Consider the following 19,110-nt stretch of genomic DNA (forward strand, 5'->3'; position numbering starts at 1 on the left):
CTCATTCCTTTCTATTGTTTCGTCACAGGTGCAAATTTTGCCAACAAACGTTTAACACCAATTGGGCTTGGGAATGCAATATCTAATTCTTTTGCATCACCTTCACCTTTTACACTTACAACTGTACCGACTCCCCATTTTTGGTGGGAAGCTTTATCTCCTACTGCCCAGCCAATTTGTTCGCCGCCTGTCGTCTTAGCTGCAGGGCGCGCGAAAGCTGAACGAGAGCGTGTTGTCGTTGTGATTGTCGTTTTGCCGCTACTTGCCGTTCTGCCTTTTGCACCAAACGATGTTTCACGCTTTGGCGCTGTTTCATTTAATGATTCCACTAGTTCTGTCGGGATTTCTGTAATGAATCGAGACGGAGCGTTCATACTTGTTCTACCAAATAAAGTACGCATTTGCGCGTTAGATAAATATAGCTCTTCTTCTGCACGGGTAATACCTACATAAGCAAGACGACGTTCTTCTTGCATTTCATCCTCTTCCATAAGAGAACGAGTATGAGGGAATATCCCTTCCTCTAAGCCAACAATAAAGACAACCGGGAACTCTAATCCTTTCGCTGAGTGCATCGTCATTAAAATAACTTCTTCACCAGCAGTTGGGTCTTCATCTACACGATCAATATCAGCAACAAGTGCTAAATCTGTTAAGAATGCAACAAGGCTCTTATCTTCGCTTTGAGATTCAAATGTTTGCGTAACAGATAAGAACTCGTCTAAGTTTTCTAAACGACCTTCCGCTTCTAAAGAACGTTCATTTTTCAACATATCGCGATAGCCTGTTTTTTCAATAACTTCTTCTACTAATTCTGTAACAGATAAATACTCTTGCATATTTACCCAGTTATTTAATAAATTCGCAAATTCTTTTACTGCCTTTGTAATTTTTGCACTTACTCCAACATGCTCAATTTCATCAAATACAGCAGTTAATGAAATTCCGTTTTGCACACCGTAATTAATAATTTTATCGATAGAAGTCGCACCAATACCACGCTTTGGCATGTTAATAATACGTGCAAAACTAATTTCATCATCTGGATTACCGATTAAACGTAAGTACGCCAAAATATCTTTAATCTCTTTACGATCGTAGAACTTCGTACCTCCGACAATTTTATACGGAATGTTAGATTTAAGGAAAATCTCCTCGACCATACGAGACTGAGCATTCGTACGATATAACACTGCAAAATCAGTATATTTTCGTTTCCCCATTTGAATATCGTCACGAATTTTTTTCGCAACAAAATACGCTTCGTCCTTTTCAGTTGCAGCACGATAATACGAGATTTTACTTCCAATTTGATTGTCTGTCCATAATTTCTTCGGCTTACGATTCGTATTTTTTTCAATAACAGCATTCGCTGCATTTAAAATATTTTGTGACGAACGATAGTTTTGTTCTAACAAAATTACTTGTGCATTCTCATAGTCTTTTTCGAACGACAAAATGTTAGAAATATCTGCACCACGCCAGCGATAAATAGACTGGTCAGAGTCACCTACAACGCAAAGATTTTTAAAACGCGCTGCCAAATGTTTAACAAGAAGATATTGCGCTTTGTTCGTATCTTGATACTCATCAACGTGAATATATTGGAACTTACGCTGATAAAACTCTAATACTTCTGGAACACGTTCAAATAACTGAATCGTGGTCATAATTAAATCATCAAAGTCTAATGAATTATTTTTCAAAAGACGTTTTTGATACTCTGTGTATACATCGCTCGTTAATTTTTCATATGGATCAGCCATTGTAATTTTTTTTGCATATTTATCCGCAGATAACAGTTCATTTTTCGCATTACTAATACCCGCTAAAATAGAGCGCGGCTCAAATTTCTTCGGATCAATATTGCGCTCTTTCATAATTTTTTTGACTACAGTTAGCTGATCGCCTGAATCTAAGATTGTAAAGTTACGATTAATACCAATACGATCGATATCCCGTCGTAAAATACGTACACACATAGAGTGGAACGTCGAAATCCAAATATCTTCTGCTTCTGGTCCCACAAGTGTATCAATACGCTCACGCATTTCACGAGCTGCTTTATTTGTGAAGGTAATAGCCAGTACATTCCATGGTGCTACACCTTTTTCACCAAGTAAATACGCAATACGATGTGTTAACACACGTGTCTTACCACTACCTGCACCTGCCATTAATAGAAGTGGTCCATTCGTTGTTTGGACTGCTTTTTGTTGCTGTGGATTTAAACCGTTTAATAATCTATCTGTCATACTCATATACGCCTGCACCTACTCTCCTTTTACTGCTTTAACTGTTTTTAACGCCGATTTTATATCATCATAAATAATATTTCCAACAACTACTGTATCAGCATATTGTGCCATTTCTTTCGCCTGTTCTGCATTAGAAATACCACCGCCATAGTATAACTTAGCTTGTTTCAATTCTGCTTTTACATTTTTAACAAGTTCAACATCTCCATACGTACCGCTATATTCTAAATAAAATATCGGTAAATGTAATAACTTGTCTGCTAAACGAGCATATGCAATAACGTCATCTTCTGTTAAATCACATTTCGCTTCTGTAAGCTGGGCTACTTTCGCTTCTGGATTTAAAACACAATACCCTTCCATAAAAATTTCGTCCCAGTCCATAATATCCCCAAATTCTTTCAATGCCTCATGATGAACACCTGTTACCCATTCTACTTTTCGGCTATTTAAAACACTTGGGATGTAATAAAAATCAAATCCTGGTGTAATTGCTTCTACATCAGAAACCTCTAATACACAAGGAACTGCATATCTACGAATGCTAACTAGCATGTGTAATACGTTATCAATTGTAACTCCATCACTTCCGCCTACAATAACCGCATCAGTTCCAGACTCACAAATCATTTCTAAATGTTCATCGCTTAACTCCTTATTTGGATCAAGCTTAAATACATGTTTCCATCCGGAAATATCGTACATGAAAACACCCTTCCTTTTCTCTAGTTATATATATTTCTGTTCAAAATAACAGTTTATTTTCATCATTATTGTTTTAACTTCATCTTAAATATTTGTTTAAAACGGAGAATTAAGTTTGGAATTACCTCTTCCATATTTTTTAAACTAGAGGATTTAATTTTGAAGTTCCTTTTATGCATTCTTTCATTATAACAAAAAAAGTTACTTACACACACGCACATTCCAACATCTTTTTCCACGTCAAATGTTGGATTACATATCCCAAAAATCAAACGGGATACTAATAAAAGAAATAGTATTATCTATTTCAACTTTCATAAAAAGGAGTGTTTTTCTAATGAAGCAAAATATCGGGACAATAAACGCTCTAATTCGAATTACACTTGGGCTTGTCCTCTTCGGATGTAGTGCAACTAAACTTGTACGCAAGCCGTGGTGCACTTGGTCTAACATTTTTCTATGGATTGGTGCAATGAAAGTTGCAGAAGGAATTGTTCGTTTCTGCCCTGTTGTTGAAATGTGGAAATTCGGAAAATACATGAATATGGGGGCATTTAAAATGCCTAGCATGAATTTTGCTGAAAAAGGACATGCTAAAGAAGAAGTGAATCAAACTTCCACTCATGACAAGCCAAAGTCAAAAGGAAGTTATGACGCTTCTGACAAAGAGATTGAGTCAGCGATTGAAAATATAATCCTGGCAAAACCGCTTTGAATCATTTGTCACGATGCAAGATGCTCTCAAAGGGACTTAGCTGCTGCAGTGGGCGGTTAAGTCTTCTTTATTTTACCATAAAACAGAACGTACATTCTCTTTTTAGACCTTAAAATGTATATAAAAGATATCAATCAATAAAATTCAGAAAATTAGGTGCATACCTCTTGCTTAAAATGATATAAAAGTGATATCATTTTTATATCAGGAGGCGATCATATGAAAGAAAAACAAGTATTTTATGTAAATGGTTTTCTCGGTATTATTGGAATTTTGATTTTAGCTGCTATCGGTGTATTTTTCCTTGCACAAGAAATTTTCATAGGAGCGGCACTAACTATTATATTAGCCGCAGTTCTCGCTACAGGTATCGGTATTGTTCAACCGAATCAAGCGAAGGTTATTACGTTCTTCGGTAATTATTTAGGAACAATTCGTCAAAACGGTTTATTTTTAACGATTCCGTTCGCATTCCGTCAAACTGTATCTTTACGTGTTGAAAACTTTAACAGTAAAAAATTAAAAGTAAATGACGTTGATGGAAATCCAATTGAAATTGCAGCTGTTATCGTATATAAAGTTGTTGATTCTGCAAAAGCAATGTTTGGTGTTGAACATTATGATCGATTTGTAGAAATTCAAAGCGAAACGGCAATCCGCCATGTTGCAACAAAATATCCTTATGACAATTTCCAAGATGAAACCTGCGTTACGTTACGCGGAAATACTGAAGAAATCTCTGAAGAATTAAAACGTGAGTTAGAGGCGCGTCTTGAAATTGCTGGTGTAGAAGTATTAGAAACTCGTTTAACGCACTTAGCTTACGCAACAGAAATTGCCCATGCAATGCTACAACGCCAGCAAGCAAAAGCAGTATTAGCTGCTAGAAAAGAAATTGTTGAAGGTGCTGTGAAGATGGCGAAAGATTCCATCCATATGTTAGATGAAGAAGGCGTACTAGAACTCGATGACGAGCGTAAAGCAAATATGGTAAACAACTTATTAGTTGCCATCGTTTCAGATAAAGGTGCGCAACCAGTTATTAATACAGGAAGCCTATACTAAGGGCTATAAGTAATTATGGCTAAAAAGAAAAGCTTTCCATTACGTATTGATCCTGAATTACACGCAGTCATCGAAAAATGGGCAAATGATGAATTTCGTAGCGTCAATGCACACATCGAGTATTTACTTCGAGAAATGGCAAAGCAAAAAGGGAAATTAAAAAAAGATAAAGATGCATAAAAAATCCCGCTGATTCCTCAGCGGGATTTTTACATATTAACTTTTCGTCATCTCATGCCCAATTGCACGATATCCTATATCACTTCGATAAAATAGACCATCACTCTCAATTTTACCGATTTCTTTATATACTTTATCTTTTGCTTCTTGTAAACTATTTGCCTTACAAGCAACAAATAATACACGGCCACCGTTCGTTACAAAGTCCCCATGTTTCATTGCTGTACCTGCATGGAAAACAATCACATCTTGCAGTGCATCTAGTCCACTAATAATATCACCTTTTTTATATGCTTCTGGATATCCTTTAGAAGCAAGTACAACACCGATTACAGCTTCTTCTGACCATTGTAACGTTAGTTCACTTTCATCTAATACAGCGTTACATACGTCAACTAAATCATTTTCTAAGCGAGGTAATACAACTTCTGTTTCAGGATCACCGAAGCGTGCATTAAATTCAATTACCTTCGGACCATCATTTGTTAAAATAAGACCTGCGTATAAAATACCTGTAAACGAACGGTTTTCTGCAATCATCGCCTTAGCAGTTGGATGTAATACGGTTTGAATCGCTTCTTGAACTGCTGATTCTGGAATTTGTGGTACTGGAGAATATGCACCCATTCCGCCCGTATTTGGACCTTTATCACCATCAAAAGCTCTTTTATGATCTTGGGCGATTACCATTGGATGTACAGTTGTTCCATTCACGAATGCCATTAATGAAAATTCTTGTCCATCTAAAAACTCTTCAATAACGACCTTCTTACTTGCCGCGCCGAATTTCACATCTTGTAGCATTTCTTTCACAGCTTGTAATGCCTCTTCAAGCGTCATTGCTACCGTTACCCCTTTACCCGCAGCTAGGCCGTCAGCTTTAATAACGATTGGTGCACCAACTTTTTGAATGTACTGTACTGCTTCTTCATAATCTGTAAAGGTTTCGTACGCCGCAGTTGGAATATCATACTTTTTCATAAGCTCTTTTGTAAAAGCTTTACTACCTTCAATAACAGCAGCCGCTTTATTCGGACCAAATACGCGAAGTCCCTCTTCTTTAAAACAATCAACAATTCCATTCATAAGCGGAATTTCTGGTCCAACGAAAGTTAACTCAACATTATTCTCTTTTGCAAATAAAACTAATGCATCAAAATCATTTTCATCAATATCAACTGGTGTTGCAACATCTCTCATACCTTCATTACCTGGTGCTACATATACCTTTTCTACTTTTTCAGATTGTGCAAACTTCCAAGCTAAAGCATGCTCACGCCCACCGCGGCCAATTACTAAAACATTCATATTTCATCCCCCAATAATTAAATAAGTACAAACTAGAAGCTATGCTCCTAGTTTGCTTTTTCATATCAATAAAAGGTTATCTCGACCGGACTTTTTAAACATCCATCTCAATAAAGGTTTAAAAAGGAGGATCAAGAGCACCGAGCAGGTCTAGGCGCATTTGCCAGGAGGACACGGAGTGTAGTTTTCCTACATGAGTACCGCACTGGCGATGCAACGACGACATGCGAAGGTTATCTCGACCGGACTTTTTAAACATCCATCTCAATAAAGGTTTAAAAAGGAGGATTAAGAGAACCGAGCAGGTCTAGGCGCATTTGCCAGGAGGACACGGAGTGTAGCTTTCCTACATGAGTACCGCACTGGCGATGCAACGACGACATGCGAAGGTTATCTTAACCGGACTTTTTAAACATCCTCTATTAGTGTTTGAAATGACGTACGCCAGTGAACACCATAGCAATCCCATACGTATCTGCCACTTTAATAGAATCTTCATCACGGATTGATCCGCCTGGTTGAATGATTGCTGTAATTCCTGCTTTTGCTGCTTCTTCTAATGTATCTGGCATTGGGAAGAAAGCATCAGATGCAAGTGCGCTACCTTGTGCTTTTTCACCAGCTTGTGTAATTGCGATTTTTGCAGAACCTACACGGTTCATCTGTCCCGCACCGACGCCAATTGTCATGTCATCTTTCGCTAAAACAATTGCGTTTGATTTCACATGTTTTACAACTTTCCAAGCTAGTTTTAAATCTTTCCATTCTTGCTCTGAAGGTTCACGTTTCGTTGGAATTGAAATTGTACTTTCATCTAATGATAACGTATCTTCTTCTTGAACGAGAAGTCCACCTTGTACAGAAGTTAGTTTTTTGCTTGCACTTGTCGCTTTTTCAATATTTATAGTTAATAAACGTAAGTTCTTCTTACTTTGTAACACTTCTAAAGCTTCTTGCGAGAACGAAGGTGCGATAACAATTTCTAAGAAAATTTCATGTAACTTTTCTGCTGTAGCTTTATCAATTTCACGATTTGCTGCAATAATACCGCCGAAAATTGATACTGGATCTGCTTCATAAGCGCGAGTATATGCTTCGTGAATATCAGTTCCTACTCCAACACCACATGGATTCATATGTTTTACTGCTACTACTGCTGGTTCTGTAAATTCTTTTACGATGCTAAGTGCTGCGTCTGCATCATTAATATTGTTATACGATAATTCTTTACCGTGTAATTGTTCTGCGTATGCAACAGAAGAAGTTGCTGCGAATGGCGCTTTATAGAAAGTTGCCTTTTGATGTGGGTTCTCGCCATAACGTAAGTCTTGCTTTTTCTCAAATGTCACAGTTAATGTTTCTGGACTTTCTTCACCCATTTTCTCTGTTAAGTAGTTAGAAATTAACGCATCATACGCTGCTGTATGACGGAATACTTTCGCTGCTAGTTTACGTTTTGTTTCCTCTGCTACTTCACCGTTCTCTTTCAGTTCTGCTAACACAATATCATAATCTACTGGATCTACAATTACAGATACGAATTTATGATTTTTCGCAGCAGAGCGAATCATTGTCGGGCCACCGATATCAATATTTTCAATTGCATCAGCAAATGTTACATCAGGCTTAGCGATTGTTTCTTTAAATGGATATAAGTTAACAACAACAAAGTCAATTGGCTCCATACCTAATTCATTCATTTGTGTTACATGTGTTTCATTATCACGAACTGCTAATAGACCACCATGAATATTTGGATGTAACGTTTTCACACGGCCATCCATAATTTCAGGGAAACCAGTTACTTCAGAAATACCAATTACTTGTAAACCGTTTTCTTCTAATAACTTTTTCGTACCACCTGTTGAAATAACTTCAATCCCTTGTTCTAGTAACCCTTTAACAAATTCTACTACTCCTGTTTTATCTGAAACACTTACTAATGCACGCTTTTTCATTTATCCTTCACCCCTGGTTGTATGTTAGTTAACAGTTGATTCTTTCACAGACTGAACAATTTGATTCACTGTATTTACGTATAATTTATGTTCAACTTGTTGAATTTTCTTTTGTAAACTTTCTCTCGTATCCCCTTCAGAAACAACCACTGCTTCTTGCGCAATAATTGGCCCTGTATCCATACCTGCATCTACATAATGAATTGTTACTCCAGTTACTTTCACACCTGCTTCTAACGCTTGACCGACAGCATCTTTACCCGGAAAGCTCGGTAGTAATGATGGATGAATATTAATAATCTTCCCGCCGTATGCTTCTAGTAACGTCGGCCCGATTAACCGCATATATCCAGCTAAAATAACATAATCAATTTCATATTCTTCTAGCTTCTTTAATATCTCTTTTTCAAATGCTTCTTTTGACTCATATGCTTTCGCTGAAAAAGCAAAACACGGAATATGATGATAATTTGCCCGTCCAACAGCGCGTGCTTCTGGTTTATCACATACTAATAAACTAATTTCTGCATCCAATCTTTTTTCTTCTACCGCATTAACGAGAGATTGAAAGTTAGATCCGCTTCCAGAAGCAAAAACTGCTAATCTACTCATAGTGCTGTGCCCCCATTAAAAGTAACGCCAGCTCCTTGTATAGTACGTCCAATAATACGAGCCATTTCTCCTTGCTCTTCAAGAAGACGAACAACATCTTTTGCATCTTCTTCCTTCACTGCTACTACCATACCAATACCCATGTTAAAAATATTGAACATTTCTTTTTCTTCCAGTTTTCCAACTTCTTGAAGCAAACTAAAGATCGGCTGAATTTCCCAAGATCCTAGTTCAATCTCGGCACCGATTCCTTCTGGCAACATGCGTGGAATATTTTCAATAAATCCACCACCTGTAATATGCGCCATACCGTATACTTCATGTTTCTTCAATAGTTCTAAAATAGGTTTGACATAAATTTTCGTTGGTTTTAATAATTCTTCACCAAGAGGTAGTTCTAAGCGGCCATAAATACGCTCTAAAGATAGTTCCCCATCTTCTAGTAACACTTTTCGTACTAAAGAGTAACCATTGCTATGAATACCGCTAGATGCTAAGCCAATTAGCACGTGACCAGCTTCAATCTTTTCACCTGTTACAATTTTCTTTTTATCAACAATCCCAACTGTAAAACCAGCTAAATCATATTCTTCCGTAGAATACATTCCTGGCATTTCAGCTGTTTCTCCACCGATTAATGCACAACCAGCTTGGCGACAGCCCTCTGATATACCTTTGACGATGTTTTCAATTTTACTAGGTTCAGCTTTACCGCAAGCAATATAATCAAGGAAGAAAAGCGGCTCTGCTCCTTGGACAACAATATCATTTACACACATTGCTACTGCATCAATACCAATTGTGTCATGTTTATCTGCCATAAAAGCGAGCATCAATTTCGTTCCCACGCCATCTGTTCCAGATACTAATACAGGTTCTTCTAATGCAAATTTTGATAGATCAAACATACCTCCAAAACCGCCTAAACCGCCTAGTACTTCTTTTCTCATAGTTGTTTGTACGTGTTTTTTCATGCGAGATACCGCTTCATATCCAGCTTCAATATCTACTCCTGCTTGCTTATATGCATTCGCCATCGTTATTTACACCTCGTCTTTTAATTTCTCCCCATCCAGGGCGGGCTATTTTAAGAAAGGAGCTAGCTTCTACATCAAAAGAAGTAGAAGCTTTTCTCACTTTTCTTATTTCATACTTTCTAAAAGCTCTTGCTCATAATCATAAAGAGCTGTTGGATAGTCCCCATTAAAGTAAGCCATGCATAGGCCGCCATATTTTCCTTCATATGGACGTCCAATTGCATCTACTAATCCATCTTCACTTAAAAATGTTAAAGAATCTGCTCCGATCATTTCACGGATTTCTTCTACTGTATGATTTGCTGCAATTAATTCTTTTCTCGTTTGAATATCAATGCCATAGAAACATGGATATTTCAGAGGTGGTGAAGCAATTCTTACGTGAACTTCTGTCGCTCCAGCCTCCCGAAGCATACGAACAATTCGTTTACTTGTCGTTCCTCTTACGATAGAGTCATCAATCATAACAACTCGTTTCCCTTCAACTACACCTCTTACTGCGGAAAGCTTCATCTTAACCCCTTGCTCGCGCAGTTCTTGAGAAGGTTGGATAAACGTACGTCCAACGTAACGATTTTTAATTAATCCTAACTCATATGGAATACCTGTCGCCTCCGCATAGCCAATCGCAGCTGAAATACTAGAGTCTGGTACACCAGTAACAACATCTGCTTCAATAGGAGCTTCTGCCGCTAAACGTTTCCCCATATTCTTACGTGCTGCATGAACGTTAACGCCTGCAATATTAGAATCTGGTCGTGCAAAGTAAATGTATTCCATACTACAAATTGCATGTTCTACATCGTTTGTGAAACGATCTACGTGAATTCCTTCATCATTAATGATAAGTAATTCACCCGGTTCTACATCACGAATGTATGTTGCACCTACTACATCAAAAGCACATGTTTCAGATGCTACAACGTAAGCATCCCCCATCTTTCCAATTGAAAGCGGACGGAACCCATTCGGATCTAATGCAACGATCATTTCATTTCCAGTTAGTAAAAGATACGCAAACGCACCTTTCACTTTATTTAAAGCCTCTTTTACACTTTCAATTAAAGAATCTTTCGTACTACGTTTAATAAGATGTAAAAGTACTTCTGTATCTGAACTAGTTTGAAAAATACTGCCCTCTGCTTCTAATTCACGACGAAGCATTTTTGCGTTAATTAAATTTCCGTTATGAGCTAACGCCATACTATGATCGGAAAAACGGAACAACAATGGTTGAACGTTAGCAACTTCACTTCCACCAGCTGTTGCATATCGTACATGTCCGATTGCTGATTTTCCATTTAATCCTTCTAGCTCACCTCTTGAAAACACTTCTGATATTAAACCTAACCCCTTATGACCGACGATTTTTTCCCCATTATTTACGACAATGCCTGCACCTTCTTGCCCACGGTGCTGTAAACTGTGCAATCCGTAGTATGAAACTTGTGCTGCATTTTCATGCCCCCAAATTCCGAAAACGCCACATTCTTCGTTTAACCCCTTTATTTCAGCAAGCATGGGATTGCCCCTTTCCAAGCCTTTCTCATTTCATCTACATTTGCTGTAAGTAATACTTCATTTTCTTCATTATGAATTGTTACTTCATTTGTACTTGTTACTTCTCCAACTTGGATTGCTTCTACCACTTTCTCAAACGCCTCTTTATTTTCACGTTTTACAGTTATCACGAAGCGAGACTGTGATTCAGCGAATAATGCAGCTGTTGCTTCTCCATCTAATTTCACAGTAGCACCTAAGCCTTTAGCACCAATTGCACTTTCTGAAATCGCAACTGCTAAACCACCTTCAGCAACATCATGTGCAGATTGAACAAGACCAGCTTGAATTGCTTCTAATACTTGTTTTTGGCGTTTTAATTCTACATCTAAATCGATACTTGGTGATTGACCGAAAATTTTGCCGTGAATCATTTTCTGTAATTCACTTCCGCCAAACTCAGCTTTCGTCTCACCAATTACATACACTAAATCACCAGCTTGCTTAAACTCTTGTGTTGTTACATGTTTTAAGTCATGCACAAGTCCGACCATCCCAACAGTTGGTGTTGGATATACAGCTTCACCACTACGCTCGTTATACATCGATACGTTTCCGCCGATAACTGGTGTTTGTAATGTGCGACAAGCTTCACTCATACCGTCTACTGATTTCTCAATTTGCCAGAAGATTTCTGGTTTTTCTGGGTTACCGAAGTTTAAGCAATCTGTAATTGCAAGTGGCTCTCCGCCAGAACATACGATATTACGCGCTGCCTCTGCTACTGCAATTTTACCGCCCATCTCTGGGTCTAGATAAATGTAGCGAGAGTTACAATCTGTCGTCATTGCTAATCCTTTTTCTGTACCGCGTACACGTACAACTGCAGCATCTGAACCTGGCGTAACAACTGTGCTTGTGCGAACTTGGTAATCGTATTGATCGTATACCCACTCTTTACTTGCAATTGTTGGTTGCTGTAATAAAGCGAATAACGTTTCTTTATAATTTTCTACTTTTGGCGTTTCCATTTTCATTGCTTGGAATTCAGCAAAGTATGCTGCTTCTTTTGATGGCTTATGATAAATTGGTGCTTCTTCTGCTAAAGCATCTGCTGGAACTTCAGCTACCTTTTCACCTTTATGGAATAAACGAAGCATTTTATCTTCTGTTACTTTCCCCATCGTAACCGCTGCAAGACCATACTTCTCAAATAAATCTACTATTTCTTGTTCTCTACCTTTTTTCACGACAATTAACATACGCTCTTGTGATTCAGATAGCATCATTTCATATGGTGTCATTCCTGTTTCACGCTGTGGTACATCATCTAAGTACATTTCAATACCCATTCCTGCTTTACTTGCCATTTCTGCAGATGATGATGTTAAACCAGCCGCACCCATATCTTGAATTCCAACAAGTGCATCAGATTGAATTAATTCTAAACACGCTTCAATAAGAAGTTTTTCCATAAATGGATCCCCTACTTGAACCGCTGGACGTTTCGCTTCTGAGCTTTCAGATAGTTCTTCCGACGCGAATGTTGCACCGTGAATACCGTCACGACCAGTTGATGCTCCTACGTACATTACTGTGTTACCAGCACCATGTGCTTGTCCTTTTTTAATGTCTTCGTGGTTAATCAAACCTACGCACATTGCATTTACAAGTGGATTTCCTTCGTAACATGGATCAAATTGTACTTCGCCGCCAACAGTCGGAATACCGATGCAGTTACCGTATCCTGCAATTCCTGCTACTACTTCTTCGAATAAATATTTCACACGTGGTGACTGTAATTCACCGAAACGAAGTGAGTTTAATAGAGCTACCGGACGTGCTCCCATAGAGAATACGTCACGAATAATACCACCAACACCTGTTGCAGCTCCTTGATATGGTTCAATAGCTGAAGGATGGTTATGACTTTCCATTTTAAATACAACTGCTTGATTATCACCGATATCTACAATTCCAGCACCTTCCCCAGGCCCTTGTAGAACACGCTCACCTGTTGTTGGGAATTTTCGAAGCACTGGTTTTGAATTTTTATAACTACAATGTTCAGACCACATTACAGAGAATAACCCTGTTTCTGTATAATTTGGCAGACGACCTAAAATCTTTTCAACCATGGCAAACTCTTCGTCTGTTAGCCCCATTTCCGCATATATACGCTCTTCTTTAATTTGTGTTGGATTTGGTTCAAGCATTAACGACATATGTTTCCCTCCACTGTTTTAAGATAGATTGAAAGACTTTTAACCCTTCAGCACCGCCAAGTAATTCATCTACAGCACGCTCTGGGTGTGGCATCATACCAAGTACATTTCCTTTTTCATTTACAATACCAGCAATATCTGAAACGCTACCGTTAGGGTTTTCTACGTAACGGAATGCGATTTGATTGTTCTCTTCTAATTGTTTAAGAGTCGCTTCATCACAATAGTAATTCCCCTCACCATGCGCGATTGGAATATTAATTATTTCATCTTTTCCATATTGTGATGTAAACATCGTTTCATTATTTTCAACACGTAACTGAACAGTGCGACACATAAATTTTAAGTTTTCGTTTCTCATTAACGCTCCTGGTAGTAATCCTGATTCAACAAGAATCTGGAATCCATTACATATACCTAAAATCGGCTTTCCTTGCTCAGCAGCTTTTTGCACTGCTTTCATTGCATTAGCAAAGCGAGAGATAGCACCGCAGCGTAAGTAGTCACCATAAGAAAATCCACCTGGTAGTAGAATTGCATCATATTCATCTAAATTCTCTGTATCGTGCCAAACGTAATCTACTTCTTCGCCAAGCTCATCTTTAATTGCATGGAACATATCGACATCACAGTTCGAACCCGGAAATACTATTACGGCAAATTTCACTGTGCGACAACCTCCTCAACTTCATAACGGAAGTCTTCCATTACAACGTTCGCTAATAGTTTTTCACACATTTCTTTTACCTTGCTATCTAAATCAGATACAGATTTATCAATTGTTAGTTCCATGTACTTTCCGATTCGAACGTCTTGTACTTCTGTGAATGAAAGACTATGAAGTGCTCCTTTTACTGCTGTTCCTTGTGGATCTAATACGCTTTCTCTTAATGTTACATATACCTTAACTTTATACATGTGAAATTCCCCCTAAACGTTTTAAAATCTCTTCATAAGCATCTGTTAAATTTCCAAGATCACGACGGAATACGTCTTTATCAAACTTTTCATTGCTCGTTTCATCCCATAAACGGCAAGTATCTGGTGAAATTTCATCCGCTAAAATGATTTCTCCTTCTTCCGTTACACCAAACTCTAATTTGAAATCTACTAATCTTACACGACAGCTTGCGAAATGATCAATCAACACTTGATTGATTTGTAGAGCCATATCTCGTAATACACTTACTTGCTCTGGCGATGCAACGTTTAATACACGAATATGATCTTCCGTTACAAGCGGATCTCCTAAATCATCATCTTTGAAGTAAAATTCTACGATTGGTTCTGCAAGTACAGTTCCCTCTTCCATTCCTAATCGTTTTGAAAGACTTCCTGCAATTACATTTCTTGTGACAACTTCTAAAGGAATAATACTCACTTTTTTAACAAGTTGTTCTGTCTCAGATAACTTCTCAACAAAATGTGTTTTAATTCCCACTTCTTGTAACTTTCTGAACAATAAAGTTGTAATTTCATTGTTCAAACGACCTTTTCCTGTAATCGTCTCTTTTTTCTCCCCATTGAAAGCAGTCGCACTATCTTTGTACTCTACCCAAACCATATCTGCTGATTCTGTACGATAAATTCTTTTTGCCTTACCTTCATACAGCAATTCTAGCTTTTGCATTTCGCAAGCCCCCTGTAGTTTGAAAAATGTGAATAATATTTTTATAAAGAATGGCACAGAATGACTCTATTCTGTGCCATATGAAATTTTACGCTTCGTTTAATCCAAGGCGTTCAAAGATTGTATCAACGTGTTGCATATGATGCTCATAGTTGAAGCATTCATTAATTTCTTCTTGTGTTAACTTGCTTGTAATACGCTCATCAGCTTCTACAAGCTCTTTAAATTGTACTTGTGTTTCCCAAGCTTCCATCGCTTTAGGCTGTACGATATCATAAGCTTCTTCACGTACCATACCTTTGTCGATTAGTGTAAGCATTACGCGCTGAGAATAAATTAAGCCGTATGTTCTTGTCATATTACGTTTCATATTCTCTGGGTATACAGTTAAGTTTTTAACAATATTACCAAAGCGATTTAACATGTAATTTAATGCGATTGTAGCATCTGGTAAAATTACGCGTTCTGCCGAAGAGTGAGAAATGTCACGCTCATGCCATAATGGAACATTTTCGTAAGCTGTCATCATATAACCGCGGATAACACGAGCTAAACCAGTCATATTTTCAGAACCAATTGGATTACGTTTATGTGGCATTGCAGAAGAACCCTTTTGACCTTTTGCGAAAGCTTCTTCAACTTCACGTGTTTCACTCTTTTGTAAACCACGAATCTCAACTGCCATCTTTTCGATAGATGTTGCAATTAGTGCAAGTGTTGACATGTAGTGTGCGTGACGATCACGTTGCAATGTTTGTGTTGAAATTGGTGCTGCTTCTAATCCTAAATTTTCACAAACATATTTTTCTACGAATGGATCGATATTTGCATATGTACCAACCGCACCAGATAGTTTACCAACACGAACTGTATCAGCAGCTTGTTTGAAACGCTCTACGTTACGTTTCATCTCTTCATACCAAAGACCAAGTTTTAAACCAAATGTCGTTGGTTCTGCATGAACACCGTGTGTTCTTCCCATCATGATTGTGTATTTATGCTCTTTCGCTTTGTTAGCTAAAATGCTTACAAAGTTCTCTAAGTCTTTTAATATAATTTCATTCGCTTGTTTTAAGATGTAAGATAATGCTGTATCTACTACATCTGTAGATGTTAAACCGTAATGAACCCATTTACGTTCTTCGCCTAATGCTGGCGTTTCTGATACAGCACGAGTGAATGCAACTACGTCATGACGTGTTTCTTTTTCAATTTCATAAATACGATCAATATCAAATGATGCATGTTCACGAATTTTTTTAACATCTTCTTTTGGAATATCGCCAAGCTCAGCCCATGCTTCACAAGCTAAAATCTCAACTTCTAACCACGCTTTAAATTTGTTCTCTTCCGTCCAAATCGCACCCATTTCAGGGCGTGTATAACGACTAATCATCTTTTTCCCTCCAACAGTTGTTCTTGATGGTCCCAAATATGCAAACTCTTCGCTTTTTCTAGAGCGACTTCAATATTATCATTTAAAATATTAACATGCCCCATTTTTCGCTGTGCTTTTGCTTCTTCTTTTCCATACAAGTGTAAATAGCACCCGGTTAATCTATTCACTTGTCTTAGGACCCCTTCTATATGTTCGCCTAAAATGTTTACCATGACAACTGGTTTTAACAAATTTGTTTCTCCTAGAGGTAAATTACAGATTGCTCGAATATGTTGACCAAATTGACTCGTTTCACATGCATCCTGTGTATAGTGTCCTGAATTGTGAGGTCTTGGCGCTAATTCATTAATATAAATCTCACCATTATCTGTAGCAAACATCTCTACAGCTAGTGTTCCCACAAGTTCTAATTCATCCGCAAGTACCTTTGCATACGCAATTGCTTTTTGAGAAAGCTCTTCTGTAATGCGAGCTGGAACGATAGATTCATGTAAAATGTTATTTACATGAATATTTTCTGCTACTGGAAACACTTTTGTTTCACCACTTACACTACGAATCACAATAACTGATACTTCTTTTTCAAAAGGCACCCATTTCTCTAAAATACATTCTGCTTTATCCACAAGATTTCTTGCTGCCTCAACATCAGCTTCACTTCTTAAAACAACTTGCCCTTTCCCATCATATCCACCTGTCGTCGTTTTTAAGACGGAAGGGAATGATAACCCAGCAATTGCTTCTGTAAGCTGATCTTGATTTTGAACTAATCTATACGTTGCTACTGGTAACCCAGCCTTCTCAATCGCATTCTTTTCTGTAAAACGATTTTGCGTTGTATTTAACAACTGACTACCTTGTGGTAAGTACGCATGTTTTTCAAGCCATTGTAAACATCTATAATCAATATTCTCAAATTCATATGTGACAACATCACTTATTTCTGCTAAATGCTGAATTGCTTTTAAATCATCATATGGTGCAACAATTTCAATATCAGCAACTTGTGCACATGGCGAATGCTTTGTAGGATCTAAAACAGCAATTTTATATCCCATCTCCTTAGCTGCCAATGCCATCATTCTTCCTAGCTGGCCGCCTCCAATAATACCGATTGTTTTTCCAGGTAAAATGATTCTCGTCATACTAGCTCACTACCTTCACGCACATCTTTTTCAATCGCTTCTCGTCTCAATTCTAATGCATCATGTATATCATCATGGAATGATCCAAGTATTTGTGCGGCAAGTAATCCAGCATTCGTTGAACCGGCTTTACCAATTGCAACAGTTGCAACTGGAACACCTCCTGGCATTTGGGCGATGGATAATAATGAATCTAAGCCGTTTAATGCTTTTGATTGAACTGGAACTCCAATTACAGGAAGATTTGTCTTCGCTGCAACCATTCCTGGTAAATGTGCTGCTCCACCAGCTCCAGCAATAATAACTTTCAATCCACGTTCACGAGCCGTCTCTGCATATTCAAACATATAATCCGGAGTCCGATGAGCGGATACAACTTTTTTCTCATACGGTATATTTAATTCATCTAAAATGTCACAAGCATATTTCATTGTTTCCCAGTCTGACGTACTTCCCATTATGACTCCAACTAGTGATTTCATATTAGAATCCCCCCGATTCAAATAAAAAAAGCCTGAAATAGAACAGTTTCTCTTTTACTATGAGAGAAAGCGCTCTACTCAGGCATACGTATCCCTTGTGAATAGAAAAATACCGAGTGACTTTCCCTCATAGTCTAACGAATAACGGTCGTTAGGTAGAGACTTGCAGGCCATATCCCCGCGATTATATGAGGTCTTATATTATTGTTTCTATGGCTATATTAACAATATTTCATAAACAATGTCAATAAATAATCGAATGTTTTTTTATTAGCAGTCAATAACGTTCGTGTTTTAGTTATATTCAAAAGAAGAATTGCAACTATATACAAGAAGAAAAGGGAATTAGAATATATATTTCTAGAGATCTATTTTATGTATTTATCGTTTAAATAGCACTTCAGTATGTTTTTAATCAAAATATATACACTCTTGTATTATTATAACGATTTAATTTCTAAGGAGGATAACTGTTAAAGAAAGAACTTTGCTATTATCCTATTTATTTTTCTCTATTGCAGTAATTTCTGTAATTATTAAATATTTATTTATAGCATCTCATTATTTAAAATATATACTTATGATAGAAATAATGTGTCCTATTTTAAGTATTACTTTAGCGACATTAGGAAAATCAGGAACACAAAAAATCATTACTATTATTTTAAAGAGTCTCTACTTCATTCTTTTTTCGTCTGTAGCTTTATTAAATTTACGGATTATAGCATTCGGTAAATAAAAATAAACACAAAAAAACCTAAGTCAAAATAACTTAGGTTCTTGCTTGGCGACGTCCTACTCTCACAGGGACAAGGTCCCAACTACCATCGGCGCTAGAGAGCTTAACTTCCGTGTTCGGTATGGGAACGGGTGTGACCTCTCTGCCATCAT

At 37.6% G+C, this 19,110-nt stretch carries 18 protein-coding genes, 1 rRNA gene and 1 riboswitch; of the genes, 4 read left to right on the top strand and 15 right to left on the bottom strand.

Annotation, left to right across the window (positions count from 1 at the left end):
* Positions 1 to 11 precede the first annotated feature (11 nt).
* Together pcrA and ACTFSL_RS28520 are read right to left on the bottom strand one after the other, a co-directional pair.
* A complete protein-coding gene (gene pcrA, locus ACTFSL_RS28515; RefSeq protein ID WP_440042796.1) occupies positions 12 to 2,261 on the bottom strand; it encodes a DNA helicase PcrA in 2,250 nt (749 codons plus the stop codon).
* A gap of 12 nt (positions 2,262 to 2,273) precedes the next feature.
* Positions 2,274 to 2,963, bottom strand: a complete 690-nt coding sequence (locus ACTFSL_RS28520) for a heptaprenylglyceryl phosphate synthase (RefSeq protein ID WP_000272099.1) — start codon at positions 2,961 to 2,963, stop codon at positions 2,274 to 2,276.
* 337 nt (positions 2,964 to 3,300) lie between these two features.
* On the opposite strand from ACTFSL_RS28520, the gene ACTFSL_RS28525 reads away from it, so the two are divergent.
* The 3 genes from ACTFSL_RS28525 to ACTFSL_RS28535 all read left to right on the top strand — a co-directional run bounded on the left by ACTFSL_RS28525 (position 3,301) and on the right by ACTFSL_RS28535 (position 4,923).
* The gene (locus ACTFSL_RS28525; RefSeq protein ID WP_000812346.1) at positions 3,301 to 3,678 is read left to right on the top strand and encodes a YgaP family membrane protein; all 378 of its coding nucleotides are present in this window, start codon (positions 3,301 to 3,303) and stop codon (positions 3,676 to 3,678) included.
* Positions 3,679 to 3,897: 219 nt separating this feature from the next.
* Positions 3,898 to 4,743, top strand: coding sequence for an SPFH domain-containing protein (locus ACTFSL_RS28530; protein ID WP_000660669.1), 846 nt, complete (start codon positions 3,898 to 3,900; stop codon positions 4,741 to 4,743).
* A gap of 15 nt (positions 4,744 to 4,758) precedes the next feature.
* The gene (locus ACTFSL_RS28535) at positions 4,759 to 4,923 is read left to right on the top strand and encodes a toxin-antitoxin system HicB family antitoxin (protein ID WP_001085171.1); all 165 of its coding nucleotides are present in this window, start codon (positions 4,759 to 4,761) and stop codon (positions 4,921 to 4,923) included.
* 36 nt (positions 4,924 to 4,959) lie between these two features.
* Here ACTFSL_RS28535 and purD read toward each other — a convergent pair whose 3' ends face one another.
* The 12 genes from purD to purE form a co-directional block, all read right to left on the bottom strand.
* The gene (purD, locus tag ACTFSL_RS28540; protein WP_048657235.1) at positions 4,960 to 6,231 is read right to left on the bottom strand and encodes a phosphoribosylamine--glycine ligase; all 1,272 of its coding nucleotides are present in this window, start codon (positions 6,229 to 6,231) and stop codon (positions 4,960 to 4,962) included.
* Between the two features lie 422 nt (positions 6,232 to 6,653).
* Positions 6,654 to 8,189: a bifunctional phosphoribosylaminoimidazolecarboxamide formyltransferase/IMP cyclohydrolase gene (gene purH / locus ACTFSL_RS28545; protein ID WP_440042799.1), complete on the bottom strand. Its 1,536-nt coding sequence runs from the start codon at positions 8,187 to 8,189 to the stop codon at positions 6,654 to 6,656.
* Positions 8,190 to 8,213: 24 nt separating this feature from the next.
* Positions 8,214 to 8,801, bottom strand: coding sequence for a phosphoribosylglycinamide formyltransferase (purN, locus tag ACTFSL_RS28550; RefSeq protein WP_000088589.1), 588 nt, complete (start codon positions 8,799 to 8,801; stop codon positions 8,214 to 8,216).
* The gene (gene purM / locus ACTFSL_RS28555; RefSeq protein ID WP_001262439.1) at positions 8,798 to 9,838 is read right to left on the bottom strand and encodes a phosphoribosylformylglycinamidine cyclo-ligase; all 1,041 of its coding nucleotides are present in this window, start codon (positions 9,836 to 9,838) and stop codon (positions 8,798 to 8,800) included. Before purM ends, purN begins: the two co-directional genes overlap by 4 nt.
* Before the next feature lie 105 nt (positions 9,839 to 9,943).
* Positions 9,944 to 11,359 (bottom strand): amidophosphoribosyltransferase, encoded by a 1,416-nt coding sequence (gene purF / locus ACTFSL_RS28560; protein ID WP_000879025.1) that lies wholly within the window; start codon positions 11,357 to 11,359, stop codon positions 9,944 to 9,946.
* Positions 11,344 to 13,563: a phosphoribosylformylglycinamidine synthase II gene (gene purL, locus ACTFSL_RS28565; RefSeq protein ID WP_000055564.1), complete on the bottom strand. Its 2,220-nt coding sequence runs from the start codon at positions 13,561 to 13,563 to the stop codon at positions 11,344 to 11,346. Before purL ends, purF begins: the two co-directional genes overlap by 16 nt.
* Positions 13,547 to 14,230: a phosphoribosylformylglycinamidine synthase subunit PurQ gene (purQ, locus tag ACTFSL_RS28570; RefSeq protein WP_440042800.1), complete on the bottom strand. Its 684-nt coding sequence runs from the start codon at positions 14,228 to 14,230 to the stop codon at positions 13,547 to 13,549. Before purQ ends, purL begins: the two co-directional genes overlap by 17 nt.
* Positions 14,227 to 14,481, bottom strand: coding sequence for a phosphoribosylformylglycinamidine synthase subunit PurS (purS, locus tag ACTFSL_RS28575; RefSeq protein WP_000278823.1), 255 nt, complete (start codon positions 14,479 to 14,481; stop codon positions 14,227 to 14,229). The genes purQ and purS overlap by 4 nt, the downstream gene beginning before the upstream one ends.
* Positions 14,474 to 15,193, bottom strand: a complete 720-nt coding sequence (gene purC, locus ACTFSL_RS28580) for a phosphoribosylaminoimidazolesuccinocarboxamide synthase (RefSeq protein WP_001170544.1) — start codon at positions 15,191 to 15,193, stop codon at positions 14,474 to 14,476. The genes purS and purC overlap by 8 nt, the downstream gene beginning before the upstream one ends.
* An 88-nt stretch (positions 15,194 to 15,281) precedes the next feature.
* Positions 15,282 to 16,589, bottom strand: coding sequence for an adenylosuccinate lyase (purB, locus tag ACTFSL_RS28585; RefSeq protein ID WP_000625682.1), 1,308 nt, complete (start codon positions 16,587 to 16,589; stop codon positions 15,282 to 15,284).
* Entirely contained in the window at positions 16,586 to 17,737 is a 1,152-nt protein-coding gene (gene purK / locus ACTFSL_RS28590) for a 5-(carboxyamino)imidazole ribonucleotide synthase (protein WP_000196774.1), read from the bottom strand. The genes purB and purK overlap by 4 nt, the downstream gene beginning before the upstream one ends.
* The gene (gene purE / locus ACTFSL_RS28595; RefSeq protein ID WP_000839365.1) at positions 17,734 to 18,219 is read right to left on the bottom strand and encodes a 5-(carboxyamino)imidazole ribonucleotide mutase; all 486 of its coding nucleotides are present in this window, start codon (positions 18,217 to 18,219) and stop codon (positions 17,734 to 17,736) included. The genes purK and purE overlap by 4 nt, the downstream gene beginning before the upstream one ends.
* A gap of 110 nt (positions 18,220 to 18,329) precedes the next feature.
* Positions 18,330 to 18,431: riboswitch (purine riboswitch) on the bottom strand.
* A 275-nt stretch (positions 18,432 to 18,706) separates the two neighbouring features.
* On the opposite strand from purE, the gene ACTFSL_RS28600 reads away from it, so the two are divergent.
* Complete coding sequence (locus tag ACTFSL_RS28600; RefSeq protein WP_000927500.1) at positions 18,707 to 18,958, top strand: hypothetical protein; 252 nt, start codon at positions 18,707 to 18,709, stop codon at positions 18,956 to 18,958.
* Positions 18,959 to 19,001: 43 nt separating this feature from the next.
* Here ACTFSL_RS28600 and rrf read toward each other — a convergent pair.
* A 5S ribosomal RNA gene (gene rrf / locus ACTFSL_RS28605) occupies positions 19,002 to 19,110 on the bottom strand; the annotation flags it as partial.

Source organism: Bacillus cereus group sp. MYBK108-1 (assembly GCF_051917185.1).
Taxonomy (GTDB): domain Bacteria; phylum Bacillota; class Bacilli; order Bacillales; family Bacillaceae_G; genus Bacillus_A; species Bacillus_A cereus.

Excerpts from the sequence above, each read along its gene's own strand:
- ACTFSL_RS28535 (WP_001085171.1), top strand. The coding sequence starts at position 4,759 with ATGGCTAAAAAGAAAAGCTTTCCATTACGTATTGATCCTGAATTACAC.
- ACTFSL_RS28525 (WP_000812346.1), top strand. The coding sequence starts at position 3,301 with ATGAAGCAAAATATCGGGACAATAAACGCTCTAATTCGAATTACACTT.
- purN (WP_000088589.1), bottom strand. The coding sequence starts at position 8,801 with ATGAGTAGATTAGCAGTTTTTGCTTCTGGAAGCGGATCTAACTTTCAA.
- purC (WP_001170544.1), bottom strand. The coding sequence starts at position 15,193 with ATGCAAAAGCTAGAATTGCTGTATGAAGGTAAGGCAAAAAGAATTTAT.
- purM (WP_001262439.1), bottom strand. The coding sequence starts at position 9,838 with ATGGCGAATGCATATAAGCAAGCAGGAGTAGATATTGAAGCTGGATAT.
- purD (WP_048657235.1), bottom strand. The coding sequence starts at position 6,231 with ATGAATGTTTTAGTAATTGGCCGCGGTGGGCGTGAGCATGCTTTAGCT.
- ACTFSL_RS28520 (WP_000272099.1), bottom strand. The coding sequence starts at position 2,963 with ATGTACGATATTTCCGGATGGAAACATGTATTTAAGCTTGATCCAAAT.
- ACTFSL_RS28530 (WP_000660669.1), top strand. The coding sequence starts at position 3,898 with ATGAAAGAAAAACAAGTATTTTATGTAAATGGTTTTCTCGGTATTATT.
- pcrA (WP_440042796.1), bottom strand. The coding sequence starts at position 2,261 with ATGAGTATGACAGATAGATTATTAAACGGTTTAAATCCACAGCAACAA.
- purH (WP_440042799.1), bottom strand. The coding sequence starts at position 8,189 with ATGAAAAAGCGTGCATTAGTAAGTGTTTCAGATAAAACAGGAGTAGTA.
- purE (WP_000839365.1), bottom strand. The coding sequence starts at position 18,219 with ATGAAATCACTAGTTGGAGTCATAATGGGAAGTACGTCAGACTGGGAA.
- purL (WP_000055564.1), bottom strand. The coding sequence starts at position 13,563 with ATGTCGTTAATGCTTGAACCAAATCCAACACAAATTAAAGAAGAGCGT.
- purF (WP_000879025.1), bottom strand. The coding sequence starts at position 11,359 with ATGCTTGCTGAAATAAAGGGGTTAAACGAAGAATGTGGCGTTTTCGGA.
- purB (WP_000625682.1), bottom strand. The coding sequence starts at position 16,589 with ATGATTAGTCGTTATACACGCCCTGAAATGGGTGCGATTTGGACGGAA.
- purS (WP_000278823.1), bottom strand. The coding sequence starts at position 14,481 with ATGTATAAAGTTAAGGTATATGTAACATTAAGAGAAAGCGTATTAGAT.
- purK (WP_000196774.1), bottom strand. The coding sequence starts at position 17,737 with ATGACGAGAATCATTTTACCTGGAAAAACAATCGGTATTATTGGAGGC.